Below are 17,048 nucleotides of genomic sequence, written 5' to 3'. Positions count from 1 at the left end.
CATACGTGGAGCCTCGCCGTCGAGGAGCAGTTCTACATCTTCTATCCCATTCTGCCTCGGAAGATGTCACTGCCATGCCTGCCCCCACACTCGCGTCGCCGACCAGAAAATACTGTCGGTTCTGCAGAGCGCATATCGTCGCGTGACCCTTGCGAGCTGGGTTGCGGATGACGCGTTGCCCGGGGGTGTCACCAAGCGCCGGCAAGACGGATCAATCATTTACTCGTCCGCGTATCTCGGGATGAGCGACGCCGAGAGACAGGAATCCATGTTGAAGGACGCGCGTCATTCCATGGAACGCTACCGCCATTCCGAGGCGCTGGAACGCATGTACGAAACCCTCGTCGCACATCTGGTGCGCCGCGGCATCGACGTGGCGCTCGTCCTCAGCCCTTATCACCCACAGGCCTACCGGGAGATCATTGAACTGGACCTTGCGCATCCTAAGGTCGAACGCGATTTCCGTGAGTTCGCCGAACGGCTAGGAGTCGGGCTCGTCGGCTCGTACGACCCTGTCGAAGCGGGATGTGCCGCGGACGAATTCTACGATGGGATGCACCCCAAGCCTGCGTGCCTGAAGAAAATCCTGGCGCCGCTTCTGTAGGCCACCGCCAGCGCGCGCTCCCGCGAAACCGCTCGGCTTCGACTAAAATCCGCCGCGAAAAGCGGTGTTTCCCTAGCCGATCGGCAAGTAATTCCGGGCAAGGTCCCGATGTCATGTCGAACCGCAGGGAATTGCGCCCCATGCACGTTGCCGTTGTCGAAGACGACCCGATCTGCCTCGCCGTGCTCGTCCGCCTGGCCGAGACGATGGCCGATTGCACGGCCGAAGGCTTCGCGACGCCGGCCTGCGCGGTCGACCGGCTGCCGGCGGGCGGCGCGGACCTCGTCATCGTCGACTACAAGATGCCCGGGATGAACGGGATCGATTTCGTAAGCTGGCTGAGGGAGCAGCCGCGGTTCAGGACGGTCCCGGTCGTCATGGTCACCGCGGACGAAGAGCGCGACATCCGCATCGCCGCGATCGAGGCCGGCGCCACTGATTTCCTGACAAAGCCGATCGACCCGCACGAGCTTCGGATCCGGACGCGCAACCTCCTGCAGATGCGGCAGGCGCAACTCGAACTCGACGATCGGGCGCGGCTTCTGACGCGCGAGGTCGAAGACGCCACACGCCGCATGCTCGAAGGCGAGGAGGAGATGATCTGGCGCCTGGCGCGCGCGATCGAATGCCGCGACGGCGGCACCGGCGCGCATATCACGCGCGTGGCGGCGATCTCGCGCATCATCGCCGAGGAGATGGGGCTGTCGTCCGAGCATTGCCGCCACATCTTCCTGGCCGCGCCGCTGCACGACGTCGGCAAGATAGGCGTGCCGGACGCAATCCTCAACAAGCCCGGCAAGCTCACCGACGCCGAATTCGACAGGATGCGCGGGCACGCTCTCGCCGGGGGCGACATCCTCAAGGACGCGCGCAGCGACATCGTCCGCGTCGCCGAGGCGATTGCGGTCGCGCACCACGAAAAGTGGGATGGCACCGGCTATCCCTACGGCCTGTCGGCCGAGGATATCCCGATCGAGGGGCGCATCGTCGCCGTGGCCGACGTCTTCGACGCCCTGTGCACCAAGCGCCCCTACAAGGACGCCTGGAGCATCGACGAGGCGCGCGACGAGATCGCCGCGCAAGCGGGGCGGCATTTCGACCCTGCCTGCGTCGCGGCGTTCGAACGCGGCTGGGGTCGCATCGCCTCGACGATCTCCAAGATCAGCGGCATGCGGCGCGAGGATTGGGACCAGGTGACCGGGCCGGCCTCGCTCGACCGGGTCTTTCGCAGGGCGTCTTGACGCATTCGGGAGTGGGACAATGACCTTCAAGGCAATCATCAAAAGCATCGCGGTCGCCGCGGCCCTCGCCGTGGCCCTTGTCCCCGCCTCTGCGGGGGCGGTCCAGTCGGGCGGCCTGCCGCAGCCCGAGGGACCCGTCGTCGTGACGATCAGCGGAGCCATCACGCACACCAACAGCGCTGACGGCGCCGCCTTCGACCTCGCCATGCTCGAGGCCCTGAGCGGGCGCGAGGCGGTTGTCGAGACGCCTTGGTACGACGGCGTGCAGCGGTTCTCGGGCCCGACGCTGAAGGCCCTGCTCGACGCCGTCGGCGCGACCGGCGACACCCTGCGGGTGATCGCGCTGAACGACTACTCGGCCGACATTCCTGTCAGCGATGCCGAAAGCTACCCGGTGATCCTGGCCACGCGCCGGAACGGCGACGTCATGTCGGTGCGCGACAAGGGCCCGGCCTTCGTGATCTACCCGTTCGACCTCGTGCCCGAGCTCTACAACGAGATGATCTTCCACCGCTCGGTCTGGCAGGTGATCCGGATCGAGGTCGAGTAGCCTCGCCCTGGCGGCGGGCGGAACCGGGCGGATACGAATGGCACTGCGCAAGGCCCTGAGAGCCGCGCCCGAAAGGGGGCTTTTCGTCGGGATCGTGCTGCTGGGGGCGGCGTGCGTCGGCGTCTTCATCGCCATCGCGACCATCTTCGCCGGGGTCCAGGCGCGTCAGAACTCCTTTGACGCCAGCGTGCGCGAGGATGCGCTCTGGGCCGCCTACCAGGCCGACCGCGAGGTGGCCCGCTTCATCGACCACCTGCACACCGCGCGCCGTGACCCCACCGACCGGCACCTTGCGGACGTTCTGCTGCGGTACGACATCCTCTACAGCCGCGCCTCGATCCTGAGGCAGGGCAAGTTCGCCGACGGGATCGTCGCGGCCGACGACGTGGCCGCGCGCGCGACCGCGGTGCACGACGCGATCATCGACCTCGCCGGCACCGTCGACGCCGCCTCTGCCGACGAGACCCGCCAGATCGCGGCCCTGCCCGACCTGCTGGACCGCGCGCGCGCCCTTCAGGCCCTGACCGAGGCGCTGGTCCAGGAGACCAATTCGGCCAGCAACATCGCGCGCGTCACCAGCCGCGAGGAAGCCTCGGCCGACTACCGCACGATCGCCGCCGGCGTGGTCGTCATGACCGCGGTGCTGGTGCTGATCGTGGTCCTGCTGGCCCAGCAGCTGCGGCAGATCTCGCGCGCCCGGCACGACCTCGAGGTGCTCAGCAGGCGCCACGCCGAAGCCGCCGAGGCCGCCGAGGCCGGCAACAAGGCCAAGTCGGCCTTCCTCGCCGCCATGAGCCACGAGATCCGCACCCCGCTCAACGGCATCATCGGGACGTCCGAGCTCTTGAAGGAGACCGCCCTCACCCCCGATCAGGAGCGGCACGTCTCGGTCATCCGGATGTCCGGCGACATCCTGCTGGACGTGATCAACGACATCCTCGACTTCTCGAAGATGGAGGCCGGCAAGCAGACCACGACGACGATGCAGTTCGACGTCATGGAGGTGATCCAGTCTCTGCGCGCGGTGATGGACCCCCGCGCCCGGGCGAAGGGCCTGACCCTGTCGTTCGACGTGCCCGACATCCGCATCACGACGGACCCGGTCTGCCTGCGCCAGGTGCTGATCAACCTGGTGGGCAACGCGATCAAGTTCACCGCCGCGGGCTCGGTCCGCGTGCGGCTGAGCGAGGACGGGCGAGACCACATTTCGGTCGAGGTCGTCGACACCGGGCCCGGCATCGCGGCCGCCGACCGGAGCAAGCTGTTCCTGCAGTTCAGCCAGCTCGAGCACGCGAGGGCCGGCCAGTTCGGCGGGACCGGCCTCGGCCTCGCGATCTGCCGGCGCATGATCGAGGCGTTGGGCGGCACGATCGGGATGGAGTCGACGGAAGGCGTGGGCAGTCGCTTCTGGTTCACCCTGCCCGTGGGGCGGATCGGCCCGGCGCGCCGGATCAGCACGCCCGAGACCGGCCCGCGCACCGGTCGGCGCCATGCCGGCCGCGTCCTGGTGGTCGAGGACAACGACATCAACCGCACCGTCGCGGTCGAGCTTCTGCGCACGCTCGGGGTGGACGTCGACACCGCCCGGGACGGGACCGAGGGCGTCGCCGCGGCCCGGGCGCGGACCTACGACCTGATCCTGATGGACATCCAGATGCCCAATCTCGACGGCATCGCGGCCACGCGTGCGCTGCGCGAAGGCGGCGTCACCACCCCGATCGTCGGTCTGACGGCCAACGCCTTCACCGAGGACGTCATCGCCTGCGAGCAGGCCGGCATGGACGATTTCCGCGCAAAACCCGTGACCCGCAACAAGCTGGACATGCTGCTCGCGAAGTTCCTGTCGCCCGGCGTGACCGGCGACGTCACGGGGCACGCCGGCGCGGGCGATGCGCCGGCCGACCCCGACGACGATGCCGGCCACGCCCAGCGCGAGGCCTTGTCCAGCGCGCTCGGCGCGGAGTTCGTCGAGAAGATGGTCGCCGACTTCGTCACCCGCGCGGACGAACGCCTGCAGGACATTGAGACGGCCGCGGGCGCGGGCCGGCCCGACGACCTCGACCGCGCGCTGCACACGCTCAAGGGTATGGCGCTCACGCTGGGCTTCACCCGGATCGGGCTGCACGCGCAGGCGTGCCGCGACCAGGCGACACCCGAGAACCTGTCGACCCTGCGCGAGATGATCCGACGCGCGGCCTGACGCCGCGACCGCAGGCGACACCGACTTGCCGGACGCGGCGTTTCCACCTACGTCGGGCGCATCCCCGCCGGAGCCTTCGCGTGTTCGTCTACCGCATCCTCGTCTCGCTTCTGGCCATCGTGGCGCTGGCCTCGGCGCTGCGCCGGGGCGGGCCCCCGCTCGTGCGCGCACGTCTGGCCGGGGGCGGCGTGCCGGAACCCGGCCCGCACCTGTGGTGGCACGGCGCCTCGAACGGAGAGCTCGCCTCGGCCCGCCCGGTGCTCGAGGCGGTGCTGCGCGCGCGCCCCGACCTGCGCGTCGTGCTGACCGCCAACACCGCGACCGGTCTCGCGCTCGCACGGGGCTGGGCGCTCGACCGGGTCACCGTGCGGCCGGCGCCGCTGGACCTTGGCTGGGTCACGCGCCGCTTCATCCGCCGCTGGGACATCATTGCGCATGTCACGCTGGAATCCGAGCTTTGGCCGCATCGCATCCGCGCGTGCCCCGGTCCGGTGATCGTGCTGGGCGCGCGCATGACCGCGCGCACCGCTCGCGGCTGGGCCCGCCTGCCGCGGCTGGCCGCCGAACTCACCGGGCGGCTCAGCTTCGTCTCGGCGCAGGACCAGGGCTCGGCCGACCGGCTGGCAGCACTCGGCCTGCCCCACGCCGCGCGCGGGCCGGTCGCGGACCTCAAGGCGCTCTACACACCGCCCCGCCCCGACATTCCCGCGGACCTCGCGCAGGCCTTCGCGCGCGAAACGACCTGGCTCGCCGCCTCGACCCACGAGGGCGAGGAGGAGATCGTGCTCGACGCCCACGCCGCCGCCCGCGCGGCCGACCCGGCGCTGCGCCTGATCCTCGCACCGCGCCACGCCCGGCGCGGCGACGCGGTCGCGGCACTGGCGCAAAGGCGCTGCCTGACCGTCGCCCGCCGCAGCCGGAACGAGGCGCCTCGCGACGCCGATATCTACCTCGCCGACACGATGGGCGAGATGCCGCTGTGGTACGCGCTGGCCGGCCGCGTCTTCGTCGGCGGCACGCTGGTCGCGCGCGGCGGACACACCCCGTACGAACCCGCCGCCTTCGGCGCGGCGCTGCTGCATGGGCCGGACGTCGCCAACCACGCCGCCCCCTTCGCCCGGCTGGAAGGCATCGCGCTGCCGGTCCGCGACGCGTCGAAACTGGCGCAAGGGCTGGCCGCACTCGCCCCGCCCGAACGGCAGCGCGACGCCGGCGCAAGGGCGAAGGCGGCGCTTCGGGCGGAGACCGACGTCGACGGCCTCGTGCAGGAAATCGTGACCCGCCTGCCCCAGCATGTTGAGGAAACTTGAACCCGCCTCGCCTATATCTACGTTTCAGGCGACCAGGACGGAACTTGGCAATGATACGATACTCGCTCAGATGCGCCGACGGCCACGTCTTCGACAGCTGGTTCCAGTCGGCCAGTGCCTTCGAGTCCCTCCAGCGCGCGGGCCACGTCGCCTGTGCGGTCTGCGGCGACGCCTCGGTCGACAAGGCCCCGATGGCGCCGCGCGTGTCCTCGTCCGCGGAAGACGCCCGCCCGCTGTCGCGCCCCACCGATGCCGGCGAAGCCGCCCTCGCCGTGCTGAAACGGCACGTCGAGACTCATTCCGACTATGTCGGCCGCGATTTCGCGCGCGAGGCCCGCGCCATCCACGAGGGCGACAGCCCGCGCCGCGCCATCTGGGGCGAGGCGCGCGGCGACGAGGCCCGCCGCCTGGTCGAGGACGGCGTGCCCATCGCGCCCCTGCCCTTCACCCCCACACGAAAGGCCAACTGATGCGCGTCCTGATCACCGGAGCGAACCGTGGCGTCGGTGCCGCCCTGCTGTCGACCTACGCCGCGCGCGGCGACGAGGCCCTGGGCACGGCGCGCGGCGGCGGCGACCTGCTGCCGCTCGAGGTCACCGATCCGGCCTCGCACCGCGCGCTGGTCGAGCGGCTGGGCGACGCACCGCTCGACACGCTGATCTGCAACGCGGGCGTCTACCCCGACAAGGGCCAGCCCCTCGACGACGGCTACCCGGCCGAGATGTGGGCGCAGACCTTCGCGGTGAACGTCACGGGTGTCTTCCTGACCGTGCAGGGGATGCTGCCCGCGCTGCGCCGCGCGCAGGCGCCGAAGATCGCGATCATCAGCTCGCAGATGGCCTCGTCGACCCGCGCGCCGGGCGGCAGCTACATCTACCGCGCCTCCAAGGCCGCCGCGCTGAACCTTGGCCGCAACCTCGCCGTGGATCTCAAGCGCGACGGCATCGCCGTGGGCATCTACCATCCCGGCTGGGTCCGCACCGACATGGGCGGCGGCAGCGCCGACATCTCGACCGACGAGGCAGCATCGGGCCTGGTCGCGCGCATCGACGCGCTCGGCCCCGAGACCACCGGCTGCTTCGAGACCTGGGACGGGCGCGCCCATCCTTACTGAGCCCGAAGCCTTCCCGCGCGCCTTCGCCGACGCTTGGGCCACGCGGCAGGGCGCCGCGATCGCCGCGCTGTTCACCGAGGACGCGGATTTCGTCAACGTCACCGGCCTGTGGTGGCACGGCCGCGACGCGATCGCCAAGCCGCACGACTACGCGCTGAAGTCGTTCTTCGCCGACACCACGCTGCGCATCGGCCGGGCCGAGACGCGTTACATCGGCACCGACGTGGCGGTGGTCCGCGCGCGTCTGCACCTGCGCGGCCAGCGCGCGCCCGACGGCGGCAAGGCCCGCGACCGCCAGACGATCATCACCGCAATCCTGCAGCGCCGTCCCGACGGCTGGCTGGCGGTCTCTGCCCAGAACACAGAGGTCTCGCCGGGGATGGAGACGCACCTTGCCGGCGACGCCGGCACGCAGCCCGTCGATTACCGCCGCTGAGGCCCTGGCCGTGGCCGCGCCGCGACAGGCGCACACGCGCCCTGCATCTGCCATCTTGCCCTTTTCTCGCACCGCACTTACACGGCGCACGAGCCCCGCGCAGGAAATCCCATGCCCGTTCTCGTGATGAAATTCGGCGGCACGTCGGTCGCCACGCTGGACCGCATCCGCCGCGCCGCCAAGCGCGTCGGCGTCGAGGTGTCGCGCGGCTACGACGTGATCGTCATCGTGTCGGCCATGGCCGGCGAAACCAACAAGCTGGTGGGCTACGTCTCGGACACCTCGCCGCTGTTCGACGCGCGCGAATACGACGCCGTCGTCAGCTCGGGCGAGAACGTGACCGCCGGCCTGATGGCGCTGACGCTGCAGGAAATGGACATCCCCGCGCGCTCCTGGCAGGGTTGGCAGGTGCCGCTGCGGACCACGTCCGCGCACAGCCAGGCGCGGATCGAGGAAATCCCGACGCACAACATCACCGCCAAGTTCGGCGAGGGCATGCGCGTCGCCGTGGTCGCGGGCTTCCAGGGCATCAGCCCCGAGGGCCGGATCACCACGCTGGGCCGCGGCGGCAGCGACACGACCGCGGTGGCCTTCGCCGCCGCCTTCGGCGCCGAGCGCTGCGACATCTACACGGATGTGGACGGCGTCTACACCACCGATCCACGGATCTGCGAGAAGGCGCGCAAGCTCGACCGCATCGCCTTCGAGGAGATGCTCGAGCTCGCCAGTCTCGGCGCCAAGGTGCTGCAGACGCGCTCGGTCGAACTGGCGATGCGCTACAAGGTCAGGCTGCGGGTGCTGTCATCCCTCAGCGAACAGACGGACGCGTCCGGCACCATCGTGTGCGACGAGGAGGACATCATGGAAAGCAACGTGGTCGCGGGCGTCGCCCATTCGCGCGACGAGGCCAAGATGACGCTGGTGTCGGTCGAGGACCGCCCCGGCATCGCATCGTCGATCTTCACGCCCCTGGCCGAGGCCGGCGTGAACGTCGACATGATCGTGCAGAACATATCCGAGGACGGCCGCACGGACATGACGTTCTCGTGCCCCACCGACCAGGTCAAGCGCGCCGAGAAGGCGCTGAACGACGCGCGCGCGGCCGGTCACATGGCCTTCAGCGATCTCAAGGCCGACACCGGCGTGGCCAAGGTCTCGGTCGTGGGGATCGGCATGCGCAGCCACGCGGGCGTGGCGGCCAAGATGTTCCGCGTGCTCGCTCAGGAAGGCATCAACATCAAGGTCATTACAACCTCGGAGATAAAGATTTCCGTGCTGATCGACCGGAAATACATGGAACTCGCCGTGCAGGCCCTGCATGATGCCTTCGAGCTGGAGAAGGCGGGCTGACACGCCCGCCCGGGCGGCACGGGGCAAACAGGCGGACGTCATGGCCGACGGGCTTGAAAGTGAAAGCCGCAAGCTGCTCAAGCGCTTGCGCGACACGATGGCCGAAGAGGCCGCGGGCCAGGCGCGGCTCGACAAGATCACCGACCTGACGGCGGATTCCATGGGCACCGAGGTGTGCTCGATCTACCTGTTCCGCGACGAGGACACGCTGGAACTCTGCGCGACGCAGGGCCTCAAGCCCGAGGCCGTGCACCAGACCCGCATGAAGCTGGGCGAGGGCCTGGTCGGCCGCGTGGCCCGGCGCGGCAAGCCGATCAACTCGGCCGACGCGCCCTCGGAGCGCGGCTTCCGCTTCATGCCCGAGACCGGCGAGGAGATCTATTCCAGCTTCCTCGGCGTGCCGATCCAGCGCCTGGGCGAGAAGCTGGGCGTGCTGGTCGTCCAGTCCAAGCAGGCCCGCGCCTTCACCGAGGACGAGGTCTACGCGCTGGAGGTCGTCGCCATGGTCCTGGCCGAGATGGCCGAACTGGGCGCCTTCGTCGGCGAGGGCGCGGCGCTGAAGGCCCGTCACACCCAGGCGGTGATGCTGCGCGGCACGACCGGCCAGGAAGGCACCGCGATGGGTCATGTCTGGCTGCACGAGCCGCGCGTCGTGGTCACCAAGGTGGTCGCCGACGACCCCGAGACCGAGGCCATGCGCCTCACCGAGGCGGTGGAAAAGCTGCGCGTCTCGGTCGACGAGATCCTCGCCGACGCGGGCACCGACAGCGAGCAGGTCGAGGTGCTGGAAGCCTACCGGATGTTCGCCAACTCGAAGGGCTGGCTGCGCCGCATGGACGAGGACATCGCCCGCGGTCTCTCGGCCGAGGCCGCCGTCGAGAAGGAGCAATCGCAGGCCCGCGCGCGCATGGCGCAGGCGACCGATCCCTACCTGCGCGACCGGCTGCACGACCTCGACGACCTGTCCAACCGCCTGCTGCGCATCCTGACCGGCCAGGGGTCCGAGACCGGCTCCGAGATGCCCGAGGACCCGATCCTGATCGCCCGCAACATCGGCCCCGGCGAGCTTCTGGAATACGGCCGCAAGCTCAAGGGCGTCGTGCTCGAAGAGGGCTCGGTCGGCTCGCACGCCGCGATCGTGGCGCGCGCGCTGGCGATCCCGCTGGTGGTGCACGCGGCGCGCATCACCAACGAGGCGCTGACCGGCGACCGGATCATGGTCGACGGCGAGCAGGGCATCGTGCACCTGCGCCCCGACGAATCCGTGGTCAACGCCTTCCGCGACAAGATCGCCATGCAGGCCAAGGCGCAGGAACGCTACGCCTCGATCCGCGACACGCCCTGCGTGACCGCCTGCGGCACCCGGATCGAGATGCAGATGAACGCGGGCCTGATGGCCGACCTGCCGTCGCTGGAAAACTCCGGCGCCGAGGGCGTGGGCCTGTTCCGCACGGAATTGCAGTTCCTCGTGCGCAACCAGATGCCACGCCGGACCGAGCTTGCCGCGCTCTACGCGCGCGTGCTCGACGCCGCGCAGGGCAAGCGCGTTGTTTTCCGCACGCTCGACATCGGGTCGGACAAGGTCCTGCCCTACATGAAGCCCAACGACGAGCCGAACCCCGCGCTCGGCTGGCGGGCGATCCGCGTGGGCCTCGACAAGCCGGGGGTGCTGCGGATGCAGCTGCAGGCGCTGCTGCGCGCCGCCAACGGCCGGCCGCTGTCGGTGATGTTCCCGTTCGTCGCGCAATACGACGAGTTCGCCAGCGCCCGGGCCGAGGTCGACAAGGCGATCGACCGCGAGGTCCGGCTGGGCCACACCCTGCCCGAGACGATCGAGATCGGCGCCATGCTCGAGACGCCCAGCCTCGCCTTCGCCTCGCAGCGGCTGTTCGACGAGGTCGAGTTCCTGTCGGTGGGCGGCAACGACCTCAAGCAGTTCTTCTTCGCCGCCGACCGCGAGAACGAGCGCGTGCGCAAGCGTTACGACACGCTCAACCTCAGTTTCCTGACCTTCCTGCAGGGCATCGTCGCGCGCTGCCGCGAAAGCGGCACGCGCCTCAGCTTCTGCGGCGAGGATGCCGGCCGCCCGATCGAGGCCGTGTGCCTCGCCGCCATCGGGTTCGAGTGCCTGTCGATGCGCCCCGCCTCGGTCGGTCCCGTCAAAAGCCTGCTGATGCGCACGGATCTCGGCGCGCTGCGCGAGGTGATCGAGCAATCCCGCGCCCGCGGCGACCAGTCGGTGCGCGAGGCGGTGATGCAGTACCTGCGCGCCAACGCGTGAACGCGTGACAGGCATGGTGCCGTCCGCCACACCGCCCGGACCGGCGGCGAGGACAGCACGGAAAAACACCCGGCCGCGGAGTTTTTCCGGCGACCGGGTGCATGTCCCGTTTCGTTCCATGACCAACGCGCGTTCTGCCCATTGGCACCGCCTGCGCGTTTCGCGCCACGGTGGGCCCCTCCCGACCATTCGGGCCGCCGCCTTTTGCGACGGGCCTCTATGCGGTTCTTGAGCGGACCTTTCCGACCTTGCCTGTTCCAGCGCGGTCGGATTGATCTAGCGGCATTAACCTGAACGTTCGGTTAACGCGGGCGGCCATCAGCCGATTTTCTTTACCGCGTCGTCGAAGGCGCCGACGATCGCCGGATAGGACGTGCCACTGTCCTCGGCGATCCGGCGCAGGCCGAAGGTCACGTGCGCCATTTCCTGATAGTAGCTGGTGAAGGCGTAGTTCGTGGCCGCCCCCGCCGCGGCGCCCAGCAGCGGCACCGTCTGCGCCGCCAGCTTCTGGCCCAGCACGGTCGCCAGCCGCGGCGCCACGCGCGCGACGATGCCGTGCACCGTGGCGCCGCTCAGCGTCATCCGCGCCGACAGGAACCCCATGTCGACCCCCTCGTCGCGCGCCAGCGGCCCGGCCGACGCGAAGACCGACAGACACGCCTTCTGCACCTCGGGGTCCGCGGGATCGAAGCCGTGCTCGGCCGCCACGCCCTGGATCGCGCGCAGTAGCACCGTCACCGTCACCGGCAGCTCGGCCAGCGCCGTGGGCAGCCCGCCCGCGCCGCCGGCGGCGCCCATCGCCGTGGTCAGCGCCGTGTTGAACCAGCCGCGCTGGTCCGGCACCACGCCGCGCGACGCCCGCGCGGCGTGCATCGCGTTTTCCAGCGCGCGGCCCGTCGCGTCTTCGAGCCGGTCTCGCACGCCCTGCGGCAGCCGCTCGACCAGCGATTCGGCGCGACCTCCCAGCAGGTTGATCAGCTGCATCCCGAGGTTGTTCGCCGCCCGGTGCCGCCGCGCCAGCGCCGCCAGCTGCGGCTCGATCGACGTGGGGATGAGTTCGGTTCCGGTCATCGGGCGGCTCCTTGCAGCTTGGCCTTCACGATGACAAACCGCCGGGCCGCGTCAACCGTTCCGCGCGGCCTCGACCTCGCCCGCGACGCCGTCCCAGGCGCCTGGCACCAGCGCGCAGCCCAGCACGCGCTCGGGGTTGGTCGGCGGCGGCATCTCGACCCCGTTCAGGCGCTCGAACCCGAAGCGCGCATAATAGGGCGCGTCGCCCACCAGCATCACCCGCGCCTCTCCCATCGCCTCGGCGCGGGCCAGCGTTTCGCGGATCAGTGCGCCGCCAAGCCCCTCGCCCTGCGCGGTGGGATGCACCGCCACCGGACCCAGCAGCAGCGCGCGCGCCCCGCCCACGCAGACCGGCCAGTAGCGGATCGCGCCGCCCATGTGCCCGCCCTCGTCGCGCGCCACGACGCACAGCGCCGCGATCGGCGGCACGCCCTCGCGCAGCCGGTAGGACGACAGCGCCTGCCGCCCCGGCGCGAAGCATGTGTCGTAGAGCGCCTCGACCTCCCAGCCGTCGTCGCGCGTTTCCTGTGCAAGCGTGAACACGCGACCCCCCGTGCATTCCGGCGCAAGCGGCCGTATCACGGGTCCGAGAGACGCGCAAACCGGAGACCCCGCATGTTCTACCGCCCCGAAGACGGCCACGGCCTGCCGCACAACCCGTTCAACGCCATCGTGACGCCGCGGCCCATCGGCTGGATCTCGACCCGCGGCTCGGACGGGCAGGACAACCTCGCGCCCTACTCGTTCTTCAACGCCGTGGCCTACGTGCCGCCGCAGGTGATGTTCTCGTCGACCTCCGTCAAGGAGGACCGCGGCGACACCAAGGACAGCGTCGCCCAGATCCGGGACACCGGCGTCTTCTGCGTGAACATCGTCGAATACGCCATGCGCGACGCGATGAACCGGACCTCGGGCGCCCACCCGCGCGAGGTGGACGAGTTCGAGCATGCCGGCATCGACAAGGCCCAGTGCGAGACGATCGACTGCCCGCGCGTGGCGGGCGCGCCCGCCAACCTCGAATGCCGCCTGACCGAGATCGTCAAGCTGCCCGGCGAGGCGAACTTCGCCGTCTTCGGCGAGGTCGTCGGCGTGCACATGCGCGACGATTGCCTGGTCGACGGCATCTTCGACGTGCTGCGCTTCAATCCGCTGTCGCGCATGGGCTACCGCGACTATACCGTCGTGCGCGAGAAGTTCTCGCTCAAGCGCCCCGGCGAATGATCCCGCGGCCCGACCGGAAGGACCAGACATGACGGCAACGATGATCGGCGTGATCGGCGGCTCGGGCCTATACCAGATCGACGGGCTGGAAGACGCCCGCTGGCAGGCGGTCGACACGCCCTGGGGCGCCCCCTCGGACGAGATCCTGACCGGCTCCTTGGGCGGCGTGCCGATGGCCTTCCTGCCCCGCCACGGGCGCGGCCACGTGCACAGCCCCACCACCGTGCCCTACCGCGCCAACATCGACGCGCTCAAACGCCTCGGCGTGACCGACGTGGTCTCGGTCTCGGCCTGCGGGTCCTTCCGCGAGGGATACGCGCCCGGCCATTTCGTCGTCGTCGACCAGTTCATCGACCGCACCAACGCGCGCGAGCGGTCGTTCTTCGGCACCGGCTGCGTCGCGCACGTCTCGATCGCGCACCCGACCTGCGCCCGCCTCGCCCGCACCTGCCTCGAGGCCGCGCAGGCCGCCGGCATCACGGTACACGACGGCGGCACGTACCTCGCCATGGAAGGCCCGCAATTCTCCAGCGTGGCGGAATCGCGCATGTTCCGCGCCTGGGGCGCCGACGTGATCGGCATGACCAACATGCCCGAGGCCCGCCTCGCCCGCGAAGCCGAGCTTTGCTACGCTTCCGTCGCCATGGTCACCGATTACGACAGCTGGCACCCCGACCACGGCGCCGTCGACATCACCGACATCGTCGCCATCCTCACCGGCAACGCCGACAAGGGCCGCGCGCTGGCCCGCGGCCTGCCCGAGCGCCTCGGCGGCGACCGCGCGCCCTGCCCCTGCGGCTGCGACCGCGCGCTGGACCACGCGATCCTCACCGCGCCGGACAAGCGCGACCCCGCCGTGCTGGCGCGGCTCGACGCCGTGGCCGGCCGCATCCTCGGGGCCGCGTCATGAGTCTCGAGACCTGGATCGGCTTCGTCGCCGCCTCGGCCGTCCTGCTGGCGATCCCGGGGCCCACGGTGTTGCTGGTCATCAGCTACGCGCTGTCGGGCGGGCGCAAGGTGGCGCTGATCACCGCCGTGGGCGTCGCCACCGGCGACTTCATCGCCATGTCCGCCTCGCTCGCCGGGCTGGGCGCGCTGGTCGCGGCCTCGGCCACCGCCTTCACGGCGCTGAAATGGGCCGGGGCCGCCTACCTGCTGTGGCTCGGCATCCGCATGATCCGCGGCGCGAACGCCATGGGCGCGCAAGAAACGGAAACCGTACAGCCCGTCCCCGCGCGCGGCATGTTCCGGCACGCCGCCACCGTGACCGCGCTCAACCCCAAGAGCATCGCCTTCTTCATCGCCTTCGTGCCGCAATTCGTCGATCCGACCCGCGCGCTCGCGCCGCAATTCGCGCTCCTCGTCACGACCTTCGTCACCCTTGCGGCGCTGAACGTGCTGGCCTATGCGCTGGCGGCCGACCGGCTGCGCGCCCGCGTGGCACGGCCCTCGGCGCAGGCCTGGCTGGCGCGGGCCGGCGGGGCGATGCTGATCGCGATGGCCGCGCTCACGGCCACCCTGAGGAGAGCCTGATGAAAGACGTCCGCGACTACATCCGCACCATCGCCGACTTCCCGCACGAGGGGATCCTGTTCCGAGACGTGACCACGCTCTTCGCCGATCCGCGCGGCTTCCGCATCGCGATCGACCAGCTGCTGCACCCCTATGCGGGCGTACGCTTCGACAAGGTCGTGGGGCTCGAGGCGCGCGGCTTCATCCTCGGCGGCGCGGTGGCGCACCAGCTCTCGGCGGGCTTCGTGCCGATCCGCAAGAAGGGAAAGCTGCCCGCCGCGGTGATTTCCGAGGCCTACCAGCTCGAATACGGCGAGGCGATCGTCGAGGTGCACGACGACGCGATCCAGCCGGGCGAGCGCGTGCTGCTCGTCGACGACCTGCTGGCCACCGGCGGCACGGCCGAGGCCGGCATCAAGCTGGTGGAACGGCTGGGCGGCGAGATCATCGGCTGCGCCTTCATCGTCGACCTGCCCGACCTCGGCGGCCGCAAGCGGCTCGAGGGACTGGGCATGGAGGTGCACGCGCTCTGCACCTACGAGGGCCTCTGACGCGCGCCGCCCCGTGGGGCGCACCCAGAGGCTTCTTCTCTCCGAAAATATCCCGGGGAGGCCGCGCCAGCGCGGCCGGGGCAGAGCCCCCAATCCACCCGCGCCGCAGCGAAACCCGTCGTCACAGCCAAACCAAAGCAACCTGGCCCCGCCGGAGGCGTCCGCCCGCAGGGCGGCGCCGACTGATCGGCGCGCGGGCCACCAGGCCCGCGCTCAACGTGACAGGATCAGGGGATCAGGCGACCTCGACCGCCTTCCGCGCATCCGCACCCTCGCCCGCGTTCTGGTCGATGAAATTCAGCACCAGCGGGCGGATGTTGTTGCGCCAGCTCTTGCCGGCGAAGATGCCGTAATGCCCGGCGCCCGGCTCGACGTGGCTGGCCTTCTTCGACGCCGGCAACCCGGTGCACAGGTCCAGCGCGGCGACGCATTGCCCGGGCGCCGAGATATCGTCCTTCGCGCCCTCGACCGTCTTCACCGCGACGCGGGTGATCGCGCCGATATCCACCTTGTGGCCGGCCACGACGAATGCGTTCTTCGCGATCTCGCCGTTCTTGAAGATCCGCTCGACCGTCGACAGGTAGAACTCGGCCGGCATGTCCATCACCGCCAGGTACTCGTCGTAGAACCGGTTGTGCGCATCGTGGTCGCTCGCTTCGCCGCGCGCGACGCGCAGGATCTGGTCGTTGAAGGCCTGGCTGTGCCGCTCGGCGTTCATCGACACGAAGCTCGCCAGCTGCAGCAGGCCCGGATAGACCATCCGCCCAACGCCCGGGTACTTGAACCCCACGCGCTGGATCATCGTCTCCTCGAGCTGGCCCATGGTCACCCGCGCGCCGAAATCGGTGACGTCAGTGGGGGTCGCGTCCGGGTCGATCGGCCCGCCGATCAGCGTCAGCGTGCGCGGCTGCGCGTCGGGATCGAGCTCGGCCAGGTAGGCGGTCGCGGCCAGCACCAGCGGCGCGGGCTGGCACACCGCCACCACGTTGGTCTCGGGGCCGAGATGCCGCATGAAGTCCATGATGTAGAGGGTGTAATCCTCGATATCGAACTTGCCGCAGCTGACGGGGATGTCGCGCGCGTTGCGCCAGTCGGTGACGTAGACCTCGCAGTTCACGATCAGCGACTTCACGGTCGAGCGCAGCAGCGTCGCGTAGTGGCCCGACATCGGCGCCACCAGCAGGATCTTGCGCGCCTGCGTCTCGCGGCCCACCACGTTGAAGTGCAGCAGGTCGCCGAACGGCTTGCTGACCGCGGTGTCGACGCTGACCAGGTGGTCGCGCCCGTCATCGCCGGTCACGGAACCGATCCCCCAGTCCGGCTTGGCCGCCATCCGCTCGAACGAGCGCTCGGCCACCTCGCCCCAGGCGCCCCACCAGCGGATCGCCGGGTTGGGCAACATGGCCATCCCGGGGTAGGATGCCAGCGTCCGGGCGGTCGCGCCCAACCACTGATTCGTGTTGCGCATGGTCTCCATCAGGTCGTATGTCGCCATGTAGCGCATGGGTAATCCTTTCCTTCGTCCGGGCACGGATGTCCGGGGGCACAATGCGGCCGATACCACGGTCCGAGTTAATTCGTCGCTTTGCCCCCCGCAGCCGGCGACG

The 17,048-nt window shown here is 70.1% G+C and carries 17 protein-coding genes; 14 read left to right on the top strand and 3 right to left on the bottom strand.

Annotated elements, in window-relative coordinates; all coding sequences use genetic code 11:
* Window positions 1-241: 241 nt before the first annotated feature.
* From ACFDTC_RS10875 to ptsP, 10 genes are all read left to right on the top strand, one after another.
* Window positions 242-604 (top strand): hypothetical protein, encoded by a 363-nt coding sequence (locus ACFDTC_RS10875; RefSeq protein ID WP_375258898.1) that lies wholly within the window; start codon window positions 242-244, stop codon window positions 602-604.
* A gap of 140 nt (window positions 605-744) precedes the next feature.
* Window positions 745-1,845, top strand: a complete 1,101-nt coding sequence (locus ACFDTC_RS10870) for an HD domain-containing phosphohydrolase (RefSeq protein WP_375258897.1) — start codon at window positions 745-747, stop codon at window positions 1,843-1,845.
* A gap of 19 nt (window positions 1,846-1,864) precedes the next feature.
* On the top strand, window positions 1,865-2,395 hold the full coding sequence (locus ACFDTC_RS10865; RefSeq protein ID WP_375258896.1) for a hypothetical protein: 531 nt from the start codon (window positions 1,865-1,867) through the stop codon (window positions 2,393-2,395).
* 37 nt (window positions 2,396-2,432) lie between these two features.
* Window positions 2,433-4,595, top strand: a complete 2,163-nt coding sequence (locus ACFDTC_RS10860; protein WP_375258895.1) for an ATP-binding protein — start codon at window positions 2,433-2,435, stop codon at window positions 4,593-4,595.
* 80 nt (window positions 4,596-4,675) lie between these two features.
* Complete coding sequence (locus ACFDTC_RS10855; protein ID WP_375258894.1) at window positions 4,676-5,905, top strand: 3-deoxy-D-manno-octulosonic acid transferase; 1,230 nt, start codon at window positions 4,676-4,678, stop codon at window positions 5,903-5,905.
* 50 nt (window positions 5,906-5,955) lie between these two features.
* Window positions 5,956-6,375 carry a DUF1178 family protein gene (locus tag ACFDTC_RS10850; RefSeq protein WP_375258893.1) on the top strand — a complete coding sequence of 140 codons (420 nt, stop codon included), beginning with the start codon at window positions 5,956-5,958 and terminating at the stop codon, window positions 6,373-6,375.
* The gene (locus tag ACFDTC_RS10845; RefSeq protein ID WP_375258892.1) at window positions 6,375-7,019 is read left to right on the top strand and encodes an SDR family oxidoreductase; all 645 of its coding nucleotides are present in this window, start codon (window positions 6,375-6,377) and stop codon (window positions 7,017-7,019) included. Before ACFDTC_RS10850 ends, ACFDTC_RS10845 begins: the two co-directional genes overlap by 1 nt.
* Complete coding sequence (locus ACFDTC_RS10840; protein WP_375258899.1) at window positions 7,009-7,455, top strand: SgcJ/EcaC family oxidoreductase; 447 nt, start codon at window positions 7,009-7,011, stop codon at window positions 7,453-7,455. The genes ACFDTC_RS10845 and ACFDTC_RS10840 overlap by 11 nt, the downstream gene beginning before the upstream one ends.
* Before the next feature lie 111 nt (window positions 7,456-7,566).
* Window positions 7,567-8,805 (top strand): aspartate kinase, encoded by a 1,239-nt coding sequence (locus tag ACFDTC_RS10835; protein WP_375258891.1) that lies wholly within the window; start codon window positions 7,567-7,569, stop codon window positions 8,803-8,805.
* 40 nt (window positions 8,806-8,845) lie between these two features.
* Entirely contained in the window at window positions 8,846-11,086 is a 2,241-nt protein-coding gene (gene ptsP / locus ACFDTC_RS10830; protein ID WP_375258890.1) for a phosphoenolpyruvate--protein phosphotransferase, read from the top strand.
* Between the two features lie 318 nt (window positions 11,087-11,404).
* Here the strand turns inward: ptsP and ACFDTC_RS10825 are convergent, their stop codons facing one another.
* Window positions 11,405-12,157, bottom strand: coding sequence for an EcsC family protein (locus ACFDTC_RS10825; RefSeq protein WP_375258889.1), 753 nt, complete (start codon window positions 12,155-12,157; stop codon window positions 11,405-11,407).
* A gap of 51 nt (window positions 12,158-12,208) precedes the next feature.
* Complete coding sequence (locus tag ACFDTC_RS10820; protein WP_375258888.1) at window positions 12,209-12,700, bottom strand: GNAT family N-acetyltransferase; 492 nt, start codon at window positions 12,698-12,700, stop codon at window positions 12,209-12,211.
* Between the two features lie 72 nt (window positions 12,701-12,772).
* On the opposite strand from ACFDTC_RS10820, the gene ACFDTC_RS10815 reads away from it, so the two are divergent.
* The 4 genes from ACFDTC_RS10815 to ACFDTC_RS10800 are packed head-to-tail and all read left to right on the top strand — an operon-like array spanning window position 12,773 to window position 15,441.
* A complete protein-coding gene (locus ACFDTC_RS10815; protein WP_375258887.1) occupies window positions 12,773-13,378 on the top strand; it encodes a flavin reductase family protein in 606 nt (201 codons plus the stop codon).
* Window positions 13,379-13,406: 28 nt separating this feature from the next.
* Window positions 13,407-14,288 (top strand): S-methyl-5'-thioadenosine phosphorylase, encoded by an 882-nt coding sequence (locus tag ACFDTC_RS10810; protein WP_375258886.1) that lies wholly within the window; start codon window positions 13,407-13,409, stop codon window positions 14,286-14,288.
* Entirely contained in the window at window positions 14,285-14,911 is a 627-nt protein-coding gene (locus ACFDTC_RS10805) for a LysE family translocator (RefSeq protein WP_375258885.1), read from the top strand. Before ACFDTC_RS10810 ends, ACFDTC_RS10805 begins: the two co-directional genes overlap by 4 nt.
* Window positions 14,911-15,441 (top strand): adenine phosphoribosyltransferase, encoded by a 531-nt coding sequence (locus ACFDTC_RS10800; RefSeq protein WP_375258884.1) that lies wholly within the window; start codon window positions 14,911-14,913, stop codon window positions 15,439-15,441. The genes ACFDTC_RS10805 and ACFDTC_RS10800 overlap by 1 nt, the downstream gene beginning before the upstream one ends.
* A 235-nt stretch (window positions 15,442-15,676) precedes the next feature.
* Here the strand turns inward: ACFDTC_RS10800 and phaZ are convergent, their stop codons facing one another.
* The gene (gene phaZ, locus ACFDTC_RS10795; RefSeq protein WP_375258883.1) at window positions 15,677-16,945 is read right to left on the bottom strand and encodes a polyhydroxyalkanoate depolymerase; all 1,269 of its coding nucleotides are present in this window, start codon (window positions 16,943-16,945) and stop codon (window positions 15,677-15,679) included.
* Window positions 16,946-17,048 lie beyond the last annotated feature (103 nt).

Origin of the sequence: Citreimonas sp., from assembly GCF_042096055.1 — a bacterium.
Taxonomy (GTDB): domain Bacteria; phylum Pseudomonadota; class Alphaproteobacteria; order Rhodobacterales; family Rhodobacteraceae; genus Citreimonas.
This window is presented reverse-complemented; position numbering and strand designations above follow the sequence as displayed.

Excerpts from the sequence above, each read along its gene's own strand:
- ACFDTC_RS10875 (WP_375258898.1), top strand. The coding sequence starts at position 242 with ATGAGCGACGCCGAGAGACAGGAATCCATGTTGAAGGACGCGCGTCAT.
- ACFDTC_RS10870 (WP_375258897.1), top strand. The coding sequence starts at position 745 with ATGCACGTTGCCGTTGTCGAAGACGACCCGATCTGCCTCGCCGTGCTC.
- ACFDTC_RS10865 (WP_375258896.1), top strand. The coding sequence starts at position 1,865 with ATGACCTTCAAGGCAATCATCAAAAGCATCGCGGTCGCCGCGGCCCTC.
- ACFDTC_RS10860 (WP_375258895.1), top strand. The coding sequence starts at position 2,433 with ATGGCACTGCGCAAGGCCCTGAGAGCCGCGCCCGAAAGGGGGCTTTTC.
- ACFDTC_RS10850 (WP_375258893.1), top strand. The coding sequence starts at position 5,956 with ATGATACGATACTCGCTCAGATGCGCCGACGGCCACGTCTTCGACAGC.
- ACFDTC_RS10845 (WP_375258892.1), top strand. The coding sequence starts at position 6,375 with ATGCGCGTCCTGATCACCGGAGCGAACCGTGGCGTCGGTGCCGCCCTG.
- ACFDTC_RS10835 (WP_375258891.1), top strand. The coding sequence starts at position 7,567 with ATGCCCGTTCTCGTGATGAAATTCGGCGGCACGTCGGTCGCCACGCTG.
- ptsP (WP_375258890.1), top strand. The coding sequence starts at position 8,846 with ATGGCCGACGGGCTTGAAAGTGAAAGCCGCAAGCTGCTCAAGCGCTTG.
- ACFDTC_RS10825 (WP_375258889.1), bottom strand. The coding sequence starts at position 12,157 with ATGACCGGAACCGAACTCATCCCCACGTCGATCGAGCCGCAGCTGGCG.
- ACFDTC_RS10815 (WP_375258887.1), top strand. The coding sequence starts at position 12,773 with ATGTTCTACCGCCCCGAAGACGGCCACGGCCTGCCGCACAACCCGTTC.
- ACFDTC_RS10810 (WP_375258886.1), top strand. The coding sequence starts at position 13,407 with ATGACGGCAACGATGATCGGCGTGATCGGCGGCTCGGGCCTATACCAG.
- ACFDTC_RS10805 (WP_375258885.1), top strand. The coding sequence starts at position 14,285 with ATGAGTCTCGAGACCTGGATCGGCTTCGTCGCCGCCTCGGCCGTCCTG.
- ACFDTC_RS10800 (WP_375258884.1), top strand. The coding sequence starts at position 14,911 with ATGAAAGACGTCCGCGACTACATCCGCACCATCGCCGACTTCCCGCAC.
- phaZ (WP_375258883.1), bottom strand. The coding sequence starts at position 16,945 with ATGCGCTACATGGCGACATACGACCTGATGGAGACCATGCGCAACACG.